Source organism: Leucobacter luti, assembly GCF_004217175.1.
Classification (GTDB): Bacteria; Actinomycetota; Actinomycetes; order Actinomycetales; family Microbacteriaceae; genus Leucobacter; species Leucobacter luti.
Genome location: NZ_SHKI01000002.1, coordinates 571,116 through 587,452, shown reverse-complemented (window position 1 = coordinate 587,452; position 16,337 = coordinate 571,116). Strand labels below are relative to the sequence as shown.

The window sequence follows — 16,337 nt, the reverse complement described above, 5'->3', positions numbered from 1 at the left end:
ACTTCAGCTGTGAAAGGACCACCCATGACTCACCCGCCAGTCCCCCGCCGCCGGATCGGCACGAGCGAGCTGGAGACCTCGGTCTTCGCCCTCGGTTCCTGGCACATATACGACCGCATGCACTTCGAAGACTCAGTGCGGCTGGTGCGCACGGCAATCGACCGCGGCATCACCCTCTTCGACGTCGGCGTCTACAGTATGCCGGGATCCCCACCGGCGTTCACCGACGTCCTATTTTCCGCGATCATCCGCGCGGCCGGCGTCGCCCGCGACGAGTATCTGCTCTCCGAGAAGCTGTGGCTCGAGGGCTGGGACGAGCAGACCGGGTTCAGGTCCCAGCTCGACGCCGCGCTGTTCCGCGTTGGCGCCGAGCACGCCGACCTCGTCGTGCTCGGCGATCTCCGGCGCGACGACGTCGCCCTGCGCGACATCGCGCTCAACCTCGCCGAGCTCCAGTCGGAGGGCCGGATCCGCGCCTGGGGCGTCAACAACTGGTCGGCAACGAACGTGCAGGCGCTGCTCGACATCGCCGCCGCGGAGGGGATCCCCGGCCCAGAGATCGCCCAGCTCAAGTACAGCGTCTCGCGCCGCGCGATCCCCGACGGAGCACCGTTCGCGCGGCTCTGGGAGCGGGGGCTGTCAATGCAGGCGTCCGACGTGATGGAGGGCGGTTACCTCGCGGGGAAGGTCGCCACCGACCGTGAGGTGGGGCGCGACCCCGGCGGGATCCGACAGCGCATCATTAACGACGTGCCCGCCTTTGTCGCGCTCGCCGAAGAGCTCGGGGGCACCCCCGCCCAGCTCGCGATCGCGTTCACGCTCACCCACCCCGCAACGGCGACCACGCTGTTCGGGGCGTCGAGCGTGGCGCAGCTCGAGACAAACCTGGGCAGCCTGGCGCTGCTTGACCGTGTCGGGGCCGCCGCGATCCGGGAGCGCGTCACCCCGTTCTGGGCCGACCGCGGCCTCGTCGATCCGGAGGGACCGTAACCGTGAGCCAGATCATCCACGACGACGCACACACCGGGCCAGATTCGGCCGCACCGCCCGCACCGCCCGCGGCACTCGGCGCCCCGCAGCTGCCGCCGGTCCCGTTCGATCCGGAGGTCATCCCCGCGCTCGACGCGCTCAACGCGAGCGGGCAGCCCCCGCTCAGCGAGGAGTCGCTCCCACTCATGCGCGGCGGCGGGCCGGCGTTTCCTGACTCCGCCGCGGTTGCGGCGACCCTCCCGATCACCGCGGAGGAGCTGCGCATTCCCGGCCCGGCCGGCGCGCCAGCGCTCGAGATCACCGTGTTTCGACCGGAGCACCCTCGCCCCGGGGCCCTGCCGCTCCTCGTGAACTTCCACGGCGGCGGAATGATCGTGGGCCACCGCGCGTGGGAGCACGGCAGGGTCGCCGACCTCGTCGCCCGCCACGGCGTCATCGGCGTGAACGTGGAGTATCGCCTCGCCCCCGAGGACCCGTTCCCCGCCGGGGTCGAGGACAACTACGCCGCCACCTGCTGGGTGGCGGCGCACGCCACCGAACTCGGCGGCGACCCGGAACAACTCATCGTGATGGGCGGCAGCGCCGGCGGCGCGTTCGCCGCGGCCGTGGCCCTCATGGCGCGCGACCGGGGCGGTCCCGCGCTCGCCGGCCAGCTCCTGCTGTGCCCCATGCTCGACAACACGAACACCACGGTGTCGAGCCTGCAGTACGACGGAATCGGCACCTGGCAGCGCGACGCGAACCTGCTCGCCTGGCGCAGCGTGCTGGGCCCCGATCTCGCCTACGCAGACGACGCCCCGGAGTACGCGGCACCGAGCCGCGCGAAGGACCTCGCCGGCCTCCCGCCCGCGTTCATCGAGGTGGGCGCCGCGGAGATGTTCCGCGACGAGGACACCGACTACGCGCGGCGCATCTGGGCCACCGGCGGCGAGGCCGAACTGCATGTCTGGGCCGGCGGCTGCCACGGCTTCGACATGTACGCGCCTGAGGCCGAGATCACGCGCGCGGCGCTCGCCTCCCGCGACTCGTGGCTGCGGCGCATCCTGGGCGGGGGCGACCGTGGCTGAGCCGCGCGAATCCGCACCCGGGCCGCAGGGCTGGGCCGCAGGGCTGGGCCCGGCCGCGGCGCAGGGTCCGGACGCGCAGCAGAGCCCGGCCGCGGCGCACGAGCCGGCCGCAGCGCGGTACCGTGCCGCGCCGCCCAGGCCCCGCCCCGCACCCGTGCCTTACGATCCGGCGCTCCTGCCCGGCCTCGAGTTCTTCCTCGACCTGGTCGAGCGGATCCCGCTCCGCGCCGACACCATCATCGCGAACCGCGACCACTTTGCCACGATCATCCAACCGATGGCCGCGCAGGTCGAGGGGCGCGCGGTGACCTGGGAGGACCGGGTGATCCCCGGACCGCCCGGCGCGCCCGACGTCGCCGTGACTATCGTGCGCCCGGCAGCGAACGACGCCGCCGGCGATCATGAGCCCGGAGGCGCCGGCGGGTCCGGCCCAGGGCGCCCCGCGGTGCTCGGCATCCACGGCGGCGGCTACGTGCTGGGCACGCGCTTCTTCGGCACGGGCGAGCTCATCGACCTCGCCGAGCGGCACGGCGTGGTCGGTGTGGCCGTGGAGTACCGGCTCGCCCCCGAGCACCCGGCCCCCGCAGCCGCGGAGGACTGCTACGCGGCGCTCGCCTGGCTCGCCGCGCACGCAGCCCAGCTCGGCGTCGATCCGGACCGCGTCGTAGTCTCGGGCACGTCCGCGGGCGGCGGGCTCACGGCCGCGGTGGCGCTCCTCGCGCGCGACCGCGGCGGCCCGACCCTCGCGGGCCAGCTCGTAAACACGCCGATGATCGACGACCGCAACGACACCGTGTCGTCCTGGCAGTACGACGGCATCGGGGCGTGGGATCGCTCAAACAACGACACCGGCTGGGACGCAATGCTCGGCGCTGAGCGCGGCACCGCCGCAGTCACGCCGTACCAGGCCCCGGCGCGCGCAACCGATCTCACGGGCCTGCCGCCCGCGTTCATCGAGGTGGGCTCGGCCGAGGTGTTCCGCGACGAGGCGACCGCGTACGCGAGCGCGATCTGGGCCGCGGGCGGGCAGGCGGAGCTGCACGTGTGGTCGGGCGCCTACCACGGCTTCACGGGGTTCTCCCCCGACGCCGAGGTGTCGCTGGCCGCGAACGCGGCGCGCGACAGCTGGTGGCGCAGGATCCTCACCCGATGACGGGCGCGTCCCGCCGCCCCATGGGCCTCCTGCGCATCACGCTCGTGCTCGGCGCGCTGGAGGCCTTCGGCCCGCTCTCGATGGACCTGTACCTGCCGCAGCTGCCCGAGCTCGCGCGGTCGCTTGGGGCGTCAGACGCGCTCGGGCAGGCGACCATGTCGGTGTGCATGATCGGGCTCGGGATCGGGCAGCTCGTGGCCGGCCCGCTCTCGGACCGCTTCGGGCGCAAACGACCGCTCGTGATCGGAGTGATCCTGTTCGCGATCCTCTCCGCCGTGTGCGCGCTGGCGCCCACGATCGAGGTGCTGCTCGTCGCCCGCTTCCTGCAGGGGCTCGCCGGGTCCGCCGGCGTGGTGATCAGCATGGCGGTGGCCCGGGATCTGTTCCACGGCGTCGAGCTCTCGCGCATGCTCTCGCTGCTGGCGCTCGTCACCTCGCTCACACCGATCATCGCGCCGATCATCGGCGGCCAGCTCGCTCGCGTCATGGACTGGCGCGGCATCTTCCTCGTACTTGCCGGAGTGGGCGTGGTGCTCGTGTGCGTGGCCCAGTTTGGGCTCCGCGAGACGCTCACCGAGGGCCGGCACACGGGCGGCGTGCTCCGCACCACCGTCTCGCACGTGGGTGTCGTGATGCGCGACCCCCTGTTCGTCGCGCTCATGGCGGCGGCCTGCCTCGGCGGCGCCGCGTTCTTCTCCTACCTGTCGATGTCGAGTTTCGTGCTGCAGGATCAGTACGGACTCACTCCGCAGCTGTTCAGCGTGGTGTTCGCGATCAACGCGCTCTCGCAGCTCGGCGGGGCGCAGCTCAGCCGCCGCTTCGTGACGCGCTTCGGCACCGTGCGAATGTACCTCACCGGTCAGGTCGCCGGCGCAGTCGCCGCGATCGTGCTGCTCGGTGCGACGCTGGCCGGCGCCCCCGCAATCGCTGTGATCGTGCTGCTGGCCGTCTTCCTCGGCGCGAACGGGCTCGGCGGCCCAAACGGCACCACGATCGCGCTCGGCGGGCACGGGAGCCGGGCCGGCACCGCAGCCGCGCTGCTCGGGATGGCGACGTTCACGGCCGGCGCGGTCGCGGCTCCCGTGGTGTCCGGGCTCGCCGGCACCTCCGCCGTCACCATGGTGTCGAGCATCGCCGCCGGGTCCGGTGCGGCGGCGCTCGTCGCCGTGCTCGCCGTGCGGCGGCTCGCACCCCGCGGCGAGTAGGGCGGGGCGGGCTGTCGTTGTGCGCGGCCGGCGTCTGCGGCTTCGCGCACCGGGGTCTGGGGCGGCGGGGCGGGCTGTCGCGGTGCCCGCCGCGGGCGCACTCGGGCGGCGCGACCCGAGCCGGGTCCGGGTCCCGCAGCGCGATCCGGCACCCGATTCTGAGCAGCCACCCACCGGGCACCGAGGGCCCGCACATCCGGCCCCCAGATACTGGGCACCGACAGACAACCGCGGTGCCGCCGCAGACAAGCCCACCGCGGGGCAACCGTCTACGCTGAAATTACTGACCGGACTCGAAGTGGAGGATCCATGAAAACCTACGACAGCCTGCTTGCGGCGATCACCCCTCAGGGTGGCGAGACGCGCGAGGTGTTCGACCCGGCGACGGGCGAGAAGATCGGCGACGCTCCCGTCCAGGACGTCGCGGCGCTCGAGGCGGCGATCGACACGGCCACCGCAGCCCAGGTGGCGTGGGCGGCACTCCCCGACGCCGAGCGCAGCGCCTACCTCCACAAGGCGGCGGACGCGATCGAAGAATCCGCCGAAGCGCTGGCCGAACTGCTCTCCCGCGAGCAGGGCAAGCCGCTCAACGGACCGAACGCCCGCTTCGAGGTGGGCGGCTGCGTTGCGTGGACCCGCACCCCCGCGGACACGCCGCTGCCCGTCGAGGTGCTCGTCGACGACGAGTCCGGCTACGCCGAGATGCACTACCGCCCGCTCGGCGTGGTCGGCGCGATCTCCCCGTGGAACTGGCCCATGATGATCTCGATCTGGCAGATCGCGCCCGCGCTGCGCATGGGCAACACGGTCGTGATGAAGCCCGCCGAGACCACCACGCTGTCCGTGCTCGCGCTCATCACCGTCATGAACCAGGTGCTCCCCGAGGGCGTGCTCAACATCGTGCCCGGCCCAGGCCGCACGGTCGGCGACGCGCTGACGCGCAGCCCCAAGATCAACAAGATCATGTTCACCGGCTCCACCCCGGTCGGCAAGCGCATCATTGAGGCCTCGGCCCCGAACGTCACACGACTCACCCTCGAGCTCGGCGGCAACGACGCCGGGATCGTGCTCCCCGACGCCGACCCGAAGGCGATCGCCGAGGACCTGTTCTGGGGCGCGTTCATCAACACCGGGCAGACGTGCGCGGCGCTGAAGCGCCTCTACGTGCACGACTCGATCTACGACGCGGTCGTCGACGAGCTCGCGAAGGTCGCGGCCAACGTGCCGATGGGCGTGGGCCTCGACGAGAACAATGTGCTCGGGCCGCTGCAGAACCGCGCCCAGTTCGACGTGGTCGACAAGCTCGTCGAGTCGGCGAAGGCGTCGGGCGCTCGCGTGGTGCTGGGCGGCAACCCCGACCGCGAGGCCGTAGGCAACTTCTACCCGGCCACGCTGATCGCCGACATCGACCCGCACCAGGAGCTCGTGCTCGAGGAGCAGTTCGGACCCGCGCTGCCGATCATCCGGTACACCGACCTCGACGAGGCCGTGCGCCTCGCGAACGAGCTCGAGGTGGGCCTCGGCTCCTCCGTCTGGTCTGCCGATCGCTCGGCGGCGCTCGCCGTGGCCGCCCGCCTCCAGGCCGGCACCACCTGGATCAACTCACACGGCGGGCTGCACCCGATGATCCCGTTCGGCGGGGCGAAGCAGTCGGGCTACGGGCGCGAGTTCGGCGTCGAGGGTCTCAAGGCCGTCGCCGAGCAGCACGTGATTAGCGGCTAACCGCTCGGGTTCGTCCCGATGCACCGCGGCCCCCGGCCCGACGCGCACCGCGTTCGGGCCGGGGGCCGCGGTGTGCGGGTGGGCGGTGGGGGCGGGTCGGCGGTGCGCGGTGCGCGGTGCGCGCACCCCACCCCACCCCACCTCGCTCCACCCCGTCCACCTCGTTCCGCCCCGCCCACCTCGCTCCGTCCCGCGCAGATCCGACCCCTCCGCCCACATCCGACCCGTTTGACGGGCCCCCGGCCCCTCCGCAACGGGTCGGATCTGCAGCACCGGGTCGGATCTGTGGTGCGCCCGCCCCGCCGGAGACCGCATCGCGCCCACCGACCCAGCGCCCCGCCCCGCCTCATCCCACCCCGCAGATCCGCCCCCTCCGCCCACAACCGACCCGTTTGACGGGCCCCCGGCCCCTCCGCAGCGGGTCGGATCTGCAGCACCGGGTCGGAATTGCGGCGCAACGTGCCGCAGCGCCGAGCCCGCGCAGCGCGGCCGGTCGCACCCCGACGCCAGCTCACCCCATCCCGCCCGGCTCACTCGTCCACAGTCAGCCATAGCGGTGAAGCCAGCGGGGGTTGTCCACAGTCTCGCGATATCCGCACCGCACCCGCCGCTGGTCGGGGACGCTTGCAGATATGAATCATCCACTCAACCCAACTGCACGCGCCCTACTCACGCCCACCCAAGACCTCATACGCGCCGGTCACACCGGCCACAGCCTCGCGCGCCGCGTCCGTTCGGGCGAGCTGATCCGACCACGCCGCGGCTGGTACGCAGATCCCGACACCTGGCGGGAGGCTCCCGCTGAAGCGAAGCACCTCGCGGCGATCTGGGCGGCCCAGCGTGCGTCCCGCACGGATCCGCTTTTCGCGCAGCGGTCCGCCGCCACGCTGCACGGGCTGCCGGTCTGGTCTCGCTGGCTCCAGTCCACGGGAGTGCGGGTGGCGCATCACGACCGGCCGGCCACCCTCGATAATCCCTTGGCGACCAGGCAGTTCGTGGGGCCCGGGTACCGCGGGTCGCGAAACCCGCACGTGCAGTACCTGCACGAATCAGTCGACCTCACGCACACCACACGGATCGCCGGGCTGCGACTCACGACCGCGGAGCGCACTCTGTTCGACCTTGCTCGGAGCGAGTCGTTCGAGGTGGCACTGGCCTGCGCGGACCAGTATCTGCGGGAGACCGTACGCGTGGGCGCACTGGTAGATATGGCCGGGTGGCGCGCCTGGCAAGCCCGCCTCAACGCAATGATCGCCGCCGCGCACGGCCGCGCCGGCATCGCCCAGGCCCGCGCCCTCTCCGCGCTGGCAGACCCCCGCGCAGACTCGCCGTTGGAGAGCGTCAGCCGGCTCCGCTTCCTGCAGCTCGGCATCGACGTCGAGCCGCAGCATCCGGTCCGCTCAGAGCACGGCGGAACGCTTCACTTGGACTTCTGGCTGCTCGCGCTTGCATTCTTCGGCGAGTGCGATGGGAAACAGAAGTACCTTGACGACGCGTTTCGGGGCGGCAAGTCAGCCGCGGAGGTGGTGTACGCGGAGAAGCGGCGGCACGATTGGGTGACCGGTGTCACCGGGCGCCGCGGGATCCGGTGGGGCGCACCCGACGTTGCTACCGCGGCTCGATTCGCCGCGCGGCTCACCGCCTTTGGGGTGCCCGTGCCCGGGTCTCCCACCCGACGCTTCGGCCCGGAAATCAGGCGCTTCCTCGCGCGGCTCCCGAGTTCTGGCGGCGCAACTTTCGGGCGCGGCCCCCCGAGCGGCTAGTCCGCGTCGGGCGCGAGGGACTGCAGGATCGTGGCGTGGCGCAGCAAAAACGCGCGCTCGTCGAGCTTCTTGCGGCGAAGCCAGCCCGTGACCTCGGTGTTGTGCTTGCTGGCATTGCACGACGCGCAGGCGGGGACGACGTTGGTGAGGGTGTAGCGGCCACCCCGGGAGACCGGCTGGATGCAGTCGCGCTGCAGCGCGGGAGCCTCCGCCTGGCAGTACGCGCACCCGGCCCACGCATCGAGCAGCTGCCCCCACTGCGCATCGGTGAGGTCGTTGTCGACCTTTGCGAGTCGGTTCTGGCGGCGCTGTGCATAGCGGGCTCGCGTCGCCGCCGATTGAGTGGCAGACGAGCGCTTTCGACGGGGTGGCACGCCTCAAGGCTATCGACGCCGCGGACGCGGCAGGCACCCCCACGCCGAGGCAAGCCTTACGCTCTCACTGCACGCGCGAGCCCCACCGCTAGCTCAGCCCCCCTAGCTCAGGCTTAGGCCCAGCCCAGGCAAGACGAGGCCAGGCCAGGCGAGGCGAGGCGAGGCCGGGACCTGCCCAGGCCCAGGCCCGCCCACGCGCAGCCAGATCCAGGCCCAGGCCAGCCCAGGCCGCCTCCACGCTCCCTGAAACGAGTGCACCCCTCCGCCCGATGGGCGAAGGGGTGCGAGACTCAGAGGCTGCTACCAGCGGGGCTTGCGCTTGCCGTCGGAGCGGTTGGGGCCCTGGTCGCGGCGGTCGCCGCCGGAGTAGCCGCCGCGGTCGCCACGGTCGTTGCGGTCGCCACCGTAGCGGTTGCCGCCCGAGCGGTCGCCGCCGTAGCTGCTGCCGCCACGGTCGCCGCCGTAGCCGCCGCGGTCGTTGCTGTAGCCACCGCGCCCGCCGCGGTCACCGCCACGGTCGTTGCGGTCGTTGCTGTAGCCACCGCGCCCGCCGCGGTCACCGCCACGATCGTTGCCGTAGCCACCGCGTCCGCCGCGGTCACCGCCACGATCGTTGCCGTAGCCACCGCGATCGCCGCCACGGTCGTTGCGGGAGTAGCCGCCACGATCGCCACCGCGCGAGCCGGGGCCGCCACGATCCTCGGTCAGCTCGATGAGCTTGCCACCGATGCGGGTCTGCGAGAGCTTCTCGAGCGCACCGCCCGGGAGCTGCGCGGGGAGCTCGACGAGCGAGAAGTCGTCGCGCACCTGGATGCGGCCGAAGTCGTCGCGGGTGAGCCCGCCCTCGTTTGCGATCGCGCCGATGATCTGGCCCGGGTTGATCTTCTGGCGGTGCCCGACCTCGATGCGGTACATCTTCAGGTCGCTGCGGCGCTCGCGCGGGCCGCGGTCCTCGCGGGCCGGGCGGTCGCGGCCGGCACGCGGGTCCTCTTCGAGGAAGGCGCGCGCCTGCTTGCGGTCACGCTCAAACTTGCGGTCGTCGTCCTCGGTGAGGAGCAGCGGGGTATCCCCCTGCGCGACGACAGCGAGTGCGGCGGCAACGTCGGTCTCGGGCACATCGTGATTGCGCACATAGTGCGCGATGATGTCGCGGAAGCGGTCAATGCGGGCCGTCTCACCGAGCGCGGTGGTGATCGCGTCGTCGAAGCGGGACAGGCGGGTCGCGTTGACCTCATCGACCCCGGGCAGCGGCATCTGCGTGAGCGGCTGCTTGGTCGCCTTCTCGATCGCGGTGAGCAGGCGGCGCTCGCGCGGCGTCACAAAGCTGATCGCGTCGCCCTTGCGGCCGGCGCGGCCCGTGCGGCCAATGCGGTGCACGTACGACTCGGTGTCGATCGGCAGGTCGTAGTTGATGACGTGACTAATGCGCTCAACGTCAAGACCACGGGCGGCGACGTCGGTGGCCACGAGGATGTCGAGCGAGCCGTCCTTCAGCGCCTGCACCGTGCGCTCACGCACGTTCTGCGGGATGTCGCCGTTGATCGCCGCCGACGAGTACCCGCGCGCACGCAGCTTCTCAGCAACCTGCTCGGAATCGCCGCGCGTACGCGTGAAGACGATCACGCCGTCGAACGGCTCGACCTCAAGGATGCGCGTGAGGGCGTCGAGCTTCTGCGTGTAGGACACCACGTTGTAGCGCTGCGTGATGTTCGAGCTCGTCTGGGTCTTGCCAGCGATCTTGATCTCACGCGGGTCGCGCAGGTGCTGCTGCGAGATGCGGCGGATCTGCGCCGGCATCGTCGCGGAGAACAGCGCGACCTGCTTCTCTGCGGGGGTGTCGGCGAGGATCGTCTCGACGTCCTCAGCGAAGCCCATCTTCAGCATCTCGTCGGCCTCGTCAAGCACGAGGTACTTGATCTCGGTGAGGTCGAGCGAGCCACGCTTGAGGTGGTCCATGATGCGGCCGGGGGTTCCCACGACGATGTCAACGCCGCGGCGCAGCGCCGAAAGCTGCTGACCGTACGCCTGACCGCCGTAGATGGGCAGAAGGTGCACGCCGGGCAGGTGCGCGGCGTAGCTCTCGAACGCCTCGCACACCTGGAGCGCGAGCTCGCGGGTGGGGGCGAGCACGAGGGCCTGCGGCACACCCTGGCCGGGCGTGATGCGCGCAAGGATGGGCAGCGCGAAGGCCGCCGTCTTGCCGGTTCCGGTCTGCGCGAGGCCGACGACGTCGCGTCCCTCAAGCAGGGTCGGGATAGTTGCCGCCTGAATGGCGGAGGGGGTTTCGTACCCCAGACCGGTGACGGCGCGCAGCACTTCGGGGGGCAACCCGAGATCGGCAAAGCTTGCGCGCTCACCCTGGGTTTCGGTGGGAGCAGCGGTGTCACCGACCACGACGGCCGCGGCTTCGGCGGCGTCTGTGGATTCGGTGTTCTCAGAAGAGGTCATCATACTATTCTACCCCGACTTTGCAAGAATAGTTTGCGCTCCCGATGAACAGTTCCTGCTCGCGGCATCAGGCCGTGCCGTGGCCCCGGCGATCGGGCGGCGCGCCGGCCATGCCCGACCCGCCGCCAAGCCACGCCCGACGCGCCACCACCCCGCCTCCCGCCCGCAGCTGACTAGGCGGCGGCGCTGTCGCGCGCGTGCGCGGCCCGCAGCGCGAGCCACTCCGCGCGACGCTCAGCCTGCTGTGCCGGATCCGCGACGGGCGAGGCCGCGAGGAGGCGCTGACTGTACGGGTGCTGTGGATCGCGGGTCACCTGCTCGCCGTCGCCCACCTCAACGAGGTTGCCGCGGTACATGACGGCGACCCGGTGGCAGATGCGGCGCACCACGCCGAGATCGTGCGACACGAAGAGGTACGACACCCCCGTGTCGCGCTGCAGATCGATGAGCAGCTCGAGCACGGTGGCCTGGGTGGTGAGGTCGAGCGCGCTCACCGGCTCGTCACAGATGATGAGCCGGGGCCGCCGCACGAGCGCGCGGGCGATCGCGATCCGCTGCCGCTGCCCGCCAGAGAACTCGCTCGGGAATCGGTCGCTCACGCTCGCGGGCAGGTTGACGCGCTCAAGCATCTCGTTGACGGTTCGGCGGGCCTTCGCGCGGCCGACGCCGGCGGTCGCGAGCGGCTCGGCGAGGATCTCCCCGATCGTCATCATCGGGTTGAGCGAGCCGTACGGATCCTGGAACACCACCTGGATGTCTTTCGCGAGCTCACGCCGCTCACGCCTCTTCAGGTGTGTAATGTCGCGCCCGTCGAAGGTGATCTTGCCGGAAGCGACGGGCACGAGCCCGAGGATCGCCTTGCCGAGCGTCGACTTGCCGGATCCGGATTCGCCGACGAGCCCCACGCACTCTCCGTCCCCCACTTCGAGGGACACCTCGTGGAGCACCCGGTTTGGGTGGCGGCGTGTGCCGTAGTCGACGACGACGTTCTCGGCGGTGAGCAGGGGCGTCTGCGCGTTCATCGGGGTCCCTCCTGAGTTGCGACGGCCAGGCGGTCCAGCTCGGTGCGGCTCTCCGCACCGTCGAGGGACGCCGCGATGAGGTCGCGGGTGTACGGGTTCTCGGCGTGCGCGAAGATGGGCGCGACATCGTCGATCTCAACGATCGACCCGCTGCGCATCACCACCACGCGGTCGCAGATGTCGGCGACCACACCGAAGTTGTGGGTGACGATGATGAGGGCCATCTGGTACTCCTGTTGCAGCTCGCGCAGCAGCTCGAGTACCTCCGCCTGCACCGTGACGTCGAGGGCGGTGGTCGGCTCGTCCGCGACAAGCACCGACGGCTTTCCCGAGATCGCCCCGGCGATCAGCACGCGCTGCGCCATTCCACCGGAAAGCTCGTGCGGGTACGACCGCATCACCCGTGCCGGATCAACGATTCCCACCCGGGTGAGCATCGCGAGCGCGCGCTCGCGCGCCTCCGCTTTCGTCATCCCGTGCACGGCGCGCAGGGGCTCGGTGAGCTGGAACCCGATCGTGTACGACGGGTCGAGGTTCGTCATCGGCTCCTGCGGGATGTACCCGATCTCGTGGCCGAGCAGCTCGGCGCGCTCGCGCTTCGAGAGCGTGGTCACGTCCTCGCCGCCGATCCAGATCGCGTCGGCCGTGTAGGCCCCCGATTTCGGGAGCAGGTCGAGCATCGAGAACACGGTCTGCGATTTGCCAGATCCAGATTCCCCCACGATTCCGAGCACCTCACCCGGCGAGACGTCGAGGGTGATGCCGTGCACCACCTCAACCTCGCCATCGGGCGTCTCGTAGGTCACCCGGAGGTTTTCGAGGCGCACCGCGGAGTCAACGGCGGCCACCGAGATAGACCCGGTGGTGCTCGTCGTGCCGGCGGGCGTCTTCGCCGCGTTCGCGGCGGCAATTCGCTTCCGGTCCCGACGCGAGACGGTCGGGGTCTTCACGCTGATCACGTCGGCGAGCGTTGATCCGAGCACCGCGAGCGCGGCAATCGTAATGCCGAGCGCGAGCGACGGCCAGAGAAGCAGCATCGGATCGGTGCGCATCACCTTGAAGCCCTCGTTCATTGCGGCGCCCCACCCGGGGGTGGTCCCCCCGCCGATCCCGAGGAACTGCAGACCGGCCTGCATCCCCATGGCCATGCCAGCGGTGAGCGCCGACTGGATCACGATCGGGGCCGTGACCTGCTTGATCACGTGCTTCACCATGATCCGCGCGTCCGAGAGCCCGGCGACCCTCGCGGCATCGACGTATGCCTCGCCGCGCACGGAGAGCACCGTCGACCTGGTGAGCCTGAAATAGCCGGGCGCCATGAAGACGCCGACGGTGATCATGAGGATGTTGAAGTTGTTGCCGGTGTTGGCGCCCACGATGAGCAGGATCACCATGCCGGGGATCGACTGCAGCCCATCGCTGATCCAGCTGCCGATCCGGTCAGTCTTCCCGCCGTAGTAGCCGGCGGCGAGCCCGGACGGCACACCGAGAACGAGCGCGGTGACGATCGCGACGAGTGCGCCCCAGAGTGTGACCTGCGTACCCCAGATGAGGCGGCTCGCAACGTCGCGCCCGGTGGTATCGCCGCCGAGCCAGTGCTCGGCGCTCGGCAGCGCTCGCGTGATCGACAGGTCGACGAAGTTTGGATCGTACGGAGCGAGCCACGGCGCCAGCACCCCGACGATCACGATGAGCGCGAGCACGCCGATCGAGATGGCGCCGGCCGGCCGGCGCAGGAGCCGGGTGAGCAGCGAGCCGCGGCGGCCGCCGCGGGTGTCGAGTGAGTCGGTGAGCGGGGTGGTCATTTCACACGCGCCTTCGGGTTGATCCAGCCGAGCAGGATGTCGAGCAGGAAGTTGACGATGACAACGAACACCACGGTGATCACCGTGATGCCGAGCAGCATGGGGATGTCGCCGTTCTGTGACGATGCCTGCGTAAGCGGACCGATGCCCGGGAGCGCGAAGATCTGTTCAACGATGATCGCGCCGGAGAGGAGCCCCACGAACATGAGCGCCAGGATCGTGAGTGAGGCGGGTGCGGCGTTGCGCAGCAGGTGCATCACGAGACGCCAGCCGGGCAGGCCACGACTGCGCAGGGTGCGCATGTAGTCCTGCTGATCGGCCTGGATGATGGCGTTGCGCAGCTGCTCGGCAATCATCACGACCGCGCCGAGCGCGAGGGCGATCGCCGGGAGCGTGATCGACTGGAGCCAACCCCCCACTGACTCGGTGGGCTGTACGTAACCGACCGCCGGGAACATGCGCAGGTTGACCGCAAAGGTCATGACGAGCACGAGGGCAACCCAGAACCCGGGCAGCGCGAACAGGATCACGGCCGCGGCCTTGACCACCCGGTCGATCCAGCTGTTTGGACGCAGCCCGGCGAGCACGCCGAGTGTGGCGCCGAGCAGCGCGGAGAGCAGGATCGCGGCGGTCACCACTGAGAGGGTGACGGGGAGTTTGAGGGCAAGCTGCGCGCTCACCGGCTGAAAGTTCTTCCACGAGACCCCGAAGTCGCCGCGGAGGATGTTCGAGAACCACTCACCGAACTGCACGAGCACCGGGCGGTCGGTGCCAATTTTCTGCGCGAGGGCCGCCTGGGCCTCCGGGGTGGCGGCGCTGCCGAGCAGGCCGAGCGTGGGGTCTGGGATCGCTGCGTGAGCCAGGAAGAACGTGCCGGTCGCAACGACAACCAGCAGGATCACACCAGACAGCAGTCGCTTAAGCGTGAAGGTGAGCATAGGTACTCCGAGATCGGATGGGATCGGTGGTCTGAAACGGTGGGTGGGGCCGCGCGAGCGCGACCCCACCCGTGACTGCTACTCCGTGACCGCGATCTGACGCAGCGTCGGGAACATCATGCCCGTGACCGGCGTGACGGTGAAGTCCGCCACCGAGATGTAGGTGTTCGTCGACTGGGCCCACACCGAGAAGAACGCGTTCTGCGTGACCAGCTCGTTCAGCTTCTCGACCTCGGCGAGCTGCTCGTCGCCGGGGGCTGCGGTCAGCACCGTGTCGACCTGCGCCTGCACCTCGGGGAACGCTTCGAGGCCGGGAGTGGGGTTGTACCACTGCGGGTTGGCGATCTGGCGCTCGACCGTGGCGATCGGGTTCGAATCCATCGCGATGACACCCACGAACATCGGGTACTCGGGGGCCACCGACATGTACTGCATGAAGTCGGTCTCCTTCCAGGTGACGGTGATCCCGAGCTCGGTGAACGTCTGCTCGATGATCGCCTGCCACGGCTGGAACGGCGGGGCCATCGGCATCGTGACGGCGAACCCGTCGGCGTACCCGGCCTCGGCGAGGAGCTTCTTCGCGGTGTCGATGCTCGGCGGGTACTCACCCGTGAGCGACTCGACGTAGCCGGGGGTTCCGACCGGGAACACCTGGTTGGTTGCTTCGCCGACGCCCTGCGCGATGGTCTCAACCATCTCGGGCCCGTTGAACGCGTAGTTGAGCGCCTGGCGCACCTTGAGCTCGCCGAGCGGCTTGCCCATCTCGGTGGCTCCCGCGCGATCACTGAACTGGAGTCCCACCCAGGTGGAGAGGCCGCTCGCGACGTTCCAGTTGTTGTCCGGCGCGAGATCGGTCGCGGTCTTGTCGCCGTAGATCAGGTTGAACTGACCGCTCTCCATGCCGTTGAGCATCGCGGTCGCGTCGGACAGCGGGCTGACCGTCAGCGGGTCGAACGGGAATGCCGCCGCGTCCCAGTGATCGGCGACCTTCGCGAAGTGGTACTCCGCGCCGGGAACCGAATCTGCGCCCAGGGTGTAGGGCCCGGATCCGACCGGGGTCTCCGCGAGCGTGCCGGCGTCGATCGCCTCGGGCGACATCATGTAGCTGCGGCCCAGACCCATGTAGTACAGGATCGTGTCGTCGCGCTCGGTGAGGTGAATCTCAATCGTGTCCTCGTCGACCGCCTCAAAACTGTCGACCTTCACGTACGCCTCCTGCGAGCGGACGCCAGCCTTCAGGTAGTCGAGGCTCTTGACGGCAGCGTCGGCGTCGAACGCAGCACCGTCTGAGAACGTGGCGTCGGTGCGCAGGTTCATGGTGATGGTCTTGAAGTCGTCTGAGACTTCCCAGTCGGTCGCGAGCGCCGGCTGCGGCTCCCCATCGCCGTTGATCGCGAGGAGCGGATCGTAGATTGCCGACAGGTACGGCCCGTCGAACCCCACGTCGGCGAGCGACGGGTCCCAGGAGGTGACGTCCAGGAAGTTGCCGATGCTCAGCGGCTTCGCGGCCGACTCGGCGCCGTCGCCGCCGTCGGTTGCTGCCGTGCCGCTCGAGCACGCGGTCAGGGCGAGAGCCGCGGCCGCGAGGGCTGCGATTCCCGTGAGTGATCTCTTCATCATGTCTACTTCTCTCGGTTTTCGGACATGTGTGTTTGGGGTGAGGCTCCGTTGCTTTTCCACCGCATGTCCGGGCTGCGCGAGAGCTCCCCGGGGATGAGATGGACGTCACTTCGGTGTGCCGTCGGGTTTCATTCTACGAACGTTGACTAAAAAAGCAAACTATCGTCTACGGTCCGAGAATAACGATCCGAGCACGGCCATGCGCGACACCCAGGGCAGGGAAGGGTGGC

Annotated in this window: 12 protein-coding genes; 6 read left to right on the top strand and 6 right to left on the bottom strand. The window is 70.2% G+C overall.

Annotated features, from left to right (window positions below; translation table 11 throughout):
* Positions 1-24: 24 nt before the first annotated feature.
* From EV139_RS02440 to EV139_RS02415, 6 genes are all read left to right on the top strand, one after another.
* Entirely contained in the window at positions 25-990 is a 966-nt protein-coding gene (locus tag EV139_RS02440) for an aldo/keto reductase (RefSeq protein ID WP_130452706.1), read from the top strand.
* Between the two features lie 2 nt (positions 991-992).
* On the top strand, positions 993-2,057 hold the full coding sequence (locus EV139_RS02435; RefSeq protein WP_241988941.1) for an alpha/beta hydrolase: 1,065 nt from the start codon (positions 993-995) through the stop codon (positions 2,055-2,057).
* A gap of 154 nt (positions 2,058-2,211) precedes the next feature.
* Positions 2,212-3,210, top strand: a complete 999-nt coding sequence (locus EV139_RS02430; RefSeq protein WP_241988951.1) for an alpha/beta hydrolase fold domain-containing protein — start codon at positions 2,212-2,214, stop codon at positions 3,208-3,210.
* On the top strand, positions 3,207-4,415 hold the full coding sequence (locus EV139_RS02425) for a multidrug effflux MFS transporter (protein WP_237465830.1): 1,209 nt from the start codon (positions 3,207-3,209) through the stop codon (positions 4,413-4,415). Before EV139_RS02430 ends, EV139_RS02425 begins: the two co-directional genes overlap by 4 nt.
* A gap of 309 nt (positions 4,416-4,724) precedes the next feature.
* Positions 4,725-6,137 carry an aldehyde dehydrogenase family protein gene (locus EV139_RS02420; RefSeq protein WP_130452705.1) on the top strand — a complete coding sequence of 471 codons (1,413 nt, stop codon included), beginning with the start codon at positions 4,725-4,727 and terminating at the stop codon, positions 6,135-6,137.
* Between the two features lie 632 nt (positions 6,138-6,769).
* Positions 6,770-7,900 carry a type IV toxin-antitoxin system AbiEi family antitoxin domain-containing protein gene (locus tag EV139_RS02415; protein ID WP_130452704.1) on the top strand — a complete coding sequence of 377 codons (1,131 nt, stop codon included), beginning with the start codon at positions 6,770-6,772 and terminating at the stop codon, positions 7,898-7,900.
* On the opposite strand, the gene EV139_RS02410 is transcribed toward EV139_RS02415, so the two are convergent.
* The 6 genes from EV139_RS02410 to EV139_RS02385 form a co-directional block, all read right to left on the bottom strand.
* Positions 7,897-8,274 carry an HNH endonuclease gene (locus EV139_RS02410; protein ID WP_130452703.1) on the bottom strand — a complete coding sequence of 126 codons (378 nt, stop codon included), beginning with the start codon at positions 8,272-8,274 and terminating at the stop codon, positions 7,897-7,899. The two genes, EV139_RS02415 and EV139_RS02410, sit on opposite strands and share 4 nt — an antisense overlap.
* A 300-nt stretch (positions 8,275-8,574) precedes the next feature.
* Complete coding sequence (locus EV139_RS02405) at positions 8,575-10,725, bottom strand: DEAD/DEAH box helicase (RefSeq protein ID WP_420029133.1); 2,151 nt, start codon at positions 10,723-10,725, stop codon at positions 8,575-8,577.
* 170 nt (positions 10,726-10,895) lie between these two features.
* On the bottom strand, positions 10,896-11,744 hold the full coding sequence (locus EV139_RS02400; RefSeq protein ID WP_130452701.1) for an ABC transporter ATP-binding protein: 849 nt from the start codon (positions 11,742-11,744) through the stop codon (positions 10,896-10,898).
* Positions 11,741-13,549: a dipeptide/oligopeptide/nickel ABC transporter permease/ATP-binding protein gene (locus tag EV139_RS02395; RefSeq protein ID WP_130452700.1), complete on the bottom strand. Its 1,809-nt coding sequence runs from the start codon at positions 13,547-13,549 to the stop codon at positions 11,741-11,743. The genes EV139_RS02400 and EV139_RS02395 overlap by 4 nt, the downstream gene beginning before the upstream one ends.
* Entirely contained in the window at positions 13,546-14,487 is a 942-nt protein-coding gene (locus EV139_RS02390; RefSeq protein WP_130452699.1) for an ABC transporter permease, read from the bottom strand. Before EV139_RS02390 ends, EV139_RS02395 begins: the two co-directional genes overlap by 4 nt.
* A 78-nt stretch (positions 14,488-14,565) precedes the next feature.
* Positions 14,566-16,107 carry an ABC transporter substrate-binding protein gene (locus EV139_RS02385; protein ID WP_237465833.1) on the bottom strand — a complete coding sequence of 514 codons (1,542 nt, stop codon included), beginning with the start codon at positions 16,105-16,107 and terminating at the stop codon, positions 14,566-14,568.
* Between the last annotated feature and the right edge of the window lie 230 nt (positions 16,108-16,337).

What these genes read in the sequence shown, in the direction of transcription:
- EV139_RS02440 (WP_130452706.1), top strand. Translation starts at nt 25, where the DNA reads ATGACTCACCCGCCAGTCCCCCGCCGCCGGATCGGCACGAGCGAGCTG.
- EV139_RS02425 (WP_237465830.1), top strand. Translation starts at nt 3,207, where the DNA reads ATGACGGGCGCGTCCCGCCGCCCCATGGGCCTCCTGCGCATCACGCTC.
- EV139_RS02420 (WP_130452705.1), top strand. Translation starts at nt 4,725, where the DNA reads ATGAAAACCTACGACAGCCTGCTTGCGGCGATCACCCCTCAGGGTGGC.
- EV139_RS02415 (WP_130452704.1), top strand. Translation starts at nt 6,770, where the DNA reads ATGAATCATCCACTCAACCCAACTGCACGCGCCCTACTCACGCCCACC.
- EV139_RS02405 (WP_420029133.1), bottom strand. Translation starts at nt 10,725, where the DNA reads ATGATGACCTCTTCTGAGAACACCGAATCCACAGACGCCGCCGAAGCC.
- EV139_RS02400 (WP_130452701.1), bottom strand. Translation starts at nt 11,744, where the DNA reads ATGAACGCGCAGACGCCCCTGCTCACCGCCGAGAACGTCGTCGTCGAC.
- EV139_RS02395 (WP_130452700.1), bottom strand. Translation starts at nt 13,549, where the DNA reads ATGACCACCCCGCTCACCGACTCACTCGACACCCGCGGCGGCCGCCGC.
- EV139_RS02390 (WP_130452699.1), bottom strand. Translation starts at nt 14,487, where the DNA reads ATGCTCACCTTCACGCTTAAGCGACTGCTGTCTGGTGTGATCCTGCTG.
- EV139_RS02385 (WP_237465833.1), bottom strand. Translation starts at nt 16,107, where the DNA reads ATGATGAAGAGATCACTCACGGGAATCGCAGCCCTCGCGGCCGCGGCT.